The sequence below is a fragment of the Allobosea sp. 05T422_2 genome, assembly GCF_056396265.1.
On record NZ_JBFTLD010000424.1, the window covers coordinates 1 to 3,113 of the forward strand.

The following is a 3,113-nucleotide window of genomic DNA, read 5'->3' on the forward strand; positions in this document are numbered from 1 at the left end:
ATCGAGGACGGCATGGCCGAGGATGACTGGGAGGGCTGGAAGGCTCTGACCGATCTCGTCGGCAGCAAGTGCCAGCTCGTGGGCGACGATCTCTTCGTCACCAACGTCACCCGCTTGTCGCAGGGCATCAAGAGCAAGACCGCGAACTCGATCCTGGTGAAGGTCAACCAGATCTGCTCGCTGACCGAGACGCTTGCCGCCGTCGAGATGGCGCAGCGCGCCGGCTACACCGCGGTGATGTCGCACCGCTCGGGCGAGACCGAGGACGCAACGATCGCCGATCTCGCTGTCGCCACCAATTGCGGGCAGATCAAGACGGGCTCGCTTGCCCGCTCCGACCGTACCGCGAAGTACAACCAGCTGCTGCGCATCGAGGAAGAACTCGGCGCCCAGGCGATCTATGCCGGCCGCTCGGCGCTGAAGGCGCTGGCCTGAAGCTGAAGGCGCCTGCTCTCACCAACTAGGCAGGAGCTGGCTTGCCGTCGAGACCGTCCAGGTCCCGGCGGCACCGACCCGATCGGCGAGGCCGCCCAGCGCGCGGCCGGCCCGCGTAACGCCGTCTGGCAGTTCCAGTCCCAGCAGGCTTGGCCCGCGCGTTGAAGCGACGGCCGTCGTGGCGTCCCCCGCGGAGGCCGCCAGTTGCAGCGGTGGCGAAATCGGCAAAGGCTGCGCTGCCGCGACGCTTGGCTTGCTCCGCTCGCGCGGGACCGTGTGCGCCGCCGCAGTGACGGGCGCGCTGCTACGTTGCGGTTCAAAGCGAGCCAAGGCGGGTGTCGTGCCGGCTGGCAGCGCCCAGGCTGTCGCCATCGGCATCAGCAACGTCGCCGGCACAGCCAAGGCCCTGGTGGGCGAGACGGACTCCGCATTGCCGGCGCTCATCTGATCGCGATGCCGCTCCAGGAACTTGCTCACGGGCGCTTCCGAGGCATTTGCAAGCTCGGCATCAGGCTGCGACGCCCGGACGATCTGCTCAGCCATGGTCGCGCGATGGGCAGCTCCGGACTGGATCTGAAGAAAGGCCAGAACTCCGGCGGCAGCCACGGAGGCCGTGACCGAAACCGCGACCTGGCCGCCGAAGCTGCGCAGAACCCGGCCGATCGCCATCTTCGTCGTATCGTCGTTCATGAGTTCATCCCTTGGTCGCCTCGAGAGAAGAGGCCGGACACGGCGACAAAATGGCGCAGCCGGGGAGCAATTGCGGCCCTCGACAGATTTCCCATCCCGCGACGGGTGCGGGCGCGCCATGCAGCATCGGGCGTATCGCGATTGTGCGATGCGGGATTAATCGAAGCATGGACAAGATCGCCGACGCTTCGCTGATGGATCAAAAGGCAGTACGGCTGCGCTGGCGTCTCGCCGTCATCGGCATGCTGTGCAGCGTGCTGATCTTCGGCTCGAACTTCGTGATCAGCCGCCACGCCGTGCTCAACGGACTGAGCCAGCACGATCTGCTAGCCCTGCGCTTCACGACCGCTGGTCTTCTGCTGTTGCCAATCTTCCTCAGGGATGGGGGCTTGGCGACATGCGGCGGCGTGACCTGGCGGCGCGGAATCTGGCTCGCGATCACCAGCGGCTTTCCGATGACCTATCTGATGCTGACCGGGCTGACGCTAGCCCCGGCGGCTCATGGCGCCACCATCGGCCCTGGAACGGTGACGCTGATCGGCATCGCAGGAAGTGTCGTGCTGTTTGGCGCCATGCTGACGCGGAACCTGATCATCGGCGTCATCGGAGTTCTCGCAGGCCTGGCCTGCCTCGGCATAGCCGGCAGCACCGCTTCGACGGCCGGCACCTTGCGCGGCGATCTCTGCTTTCTCGGCGTCGGGCTGCTCTGGGGCTTCTACCCGCTGCTGATCCAGCTCTGGAAGGTGAACGGGCTAAAGGCGGCGGCGATCGTCTCGGTCCTGTCGATGGCCTATCTGCCGTTCTACTTCCTGTTCTATTTCCGCGGCTTCGATGTCGCGCCGTGGTGGGTGCTCGTCGCGCATGCGCTCAACCAGGGCGTGCTCAACGTCATCATCGGCCTGTGGATCTGGGGCTGGGCGGCACATGTGCTCGGCGCCTCCGTCGTCGGGCGTTTTCCCCCTTTGATCCCGGTGACGGGCACCCTGCTCGCCATCCCGATCCTGGGCGAGATCCCGGGCCCGCTTCAGGTGGTGGGCTTCATCCTGATCATTGGCGGCCTATTCATCGCGTCATGGCGCCGCCCGACGCGTGCGACGGGCAATAGTCATCAGGCCCAGATTCCAGCCGACGCAAAGCAGAAGCCCGAGGCCGAGCGCCGGCCATGAGCCGAGCGGCACCGCCGTCAGGTGAACAAGGCCAAGCGCAAGGCCGAATCCGAGAAGGCCGAGCGCGCAGTTGGCGATGACGGCCGCCGTCGCGGGGCCACCAATGCGCGGCTGTAGCATCGCGATGAGGCTCGACAGAACGATGGGAAAAGCCGCCAGCACGCCGGACCAACCCGGGCCGACGCGTGCGCTGATGGTCGTCACCGTCCCCGCCAGCCCGGCGAYGCAAGCGGCGCGCAGCGGGATCGCGTACCAGGGCCGCCCGGGAGGCGCCGCCGGCCGCGCCGCCAGATACGGCCTGAAGAGCATGTGAAGGCCGGCAAAGACCGCCACAGTCAGTGCAGCCATAACCATGACCGGCGGCGTGAGCTGCCGCAGCACGATGGCAATCGTGAACCACGTCGCCAGCCCCGTCACGAGGCTCGCCACCATGCCGAGGCGCTGGGCGAGCAGGACATAGACCAGCGCCAGACCGGCATTTGAGAGATTGGCAGCCATGCTGCCGAGCGCACCGGCGGCGATGAAGGCCGGGTCGTGGTCGAGCGCCAGAAAGACATAGACCGGCCCGGCCGAAATCGGCAGCGTCGCGATCAGGGCCGCAACGAGCGGACCGGTCCGCTCGGCCAGCAGCGAGCAACCGACGACGATCGCTGCCGCGGTCGCCATCTTGAGCAGCAGCATGCCGAGCCAGGGGTCGATCATCGCTCCAGCCGGGACTTGGCTGTCGCAATCGCGATCATGCCGGCTCGCCCTTCGCCCAGCCTTCCTTGGTCTCCGCGATGAAATTGACCAGCGTTCCGGCCGCGATCGCAGCGCGCAGCC

The 3,113-nt window shown here is 67.0% G+C and carries 3 protein-coding genes and 1 pseudogene; 2 read left to right on the forward strand and 2 right to left on the reverse strand.

From position 1 onward, the window contains the following. Nucleotides 1–435: pseudogene (gene eno / locus AC1DJT_RS35455) on the forward strand (phosphopyruvate hydratase); the annotation flags it as partial. Nucleotides 436–453: 18 nt separating this feature from the next. On the opposite strand, the gene AC1DJT_RS35460 reads toward eno, so the two are convergent. Further along, entirely contained in the window at nucleotides 454–1,125 is a 672-nt protein-coding gene (locus AC1DJT_RS35460) for a hypothetical protein (protein WP_441505495.1), read from the reverse strand. Between the two features lie 167 nt (nucleotides 1,126–1,292). Here AC1DJT_RS35460 and AC1DJT_RS35465 point away from each other — a divergent pair, with 167 nt between their 5' ends. Then, the gene (locus tag AC1DJT_RS35465; protein WP_441505494.1) at nucleotides 1,293–2,291 is read left to right on the forward strand and encodes a DMT family transporter; all 999 of its coding nucleotides are present in this window, start codon (nucleotides 1,293–1,295) and stop codon (nucleotides 2,289–2,291) included. On the opposite strand, the gene AC1DJT_RS35470 is transcribed toward AC1DJT_RS35465, so the two are convergent. Further along, nucleotides 2,196–2,993, reverse strand: a complete 798-nt coding sequence (locus AC1DJT_RS35470; protein ID WP_476835933.1) for a hypothetical protein — start codon at nucleotides 2,991–2,993, stop codon at nucleotides 2,196–2,198. The genes AC1DJT_RS35465 and AC1DJT_RS35470 overlap by 96 nt on opposite strands. Nucleotides 2,994–3,113: the final 120 nt, after the last annotated feature.

Coding starts and splice junctions, on each gene's coding strand:
- AC1DJT_RS35465 (WP_441505494.1), top strand. CDS start 1,293: ATGGACAAGATCGCCGACGCTTCGCTGATGGATCAAAAGGCAGTACGG.
- AC1DJT_RS35460 (WP_441505495.1), bottom strand. CDS start 1,125: ATGAACGACGATACGACGAAGATGGCGATCGGCCGGGTTCTGCGCAGC.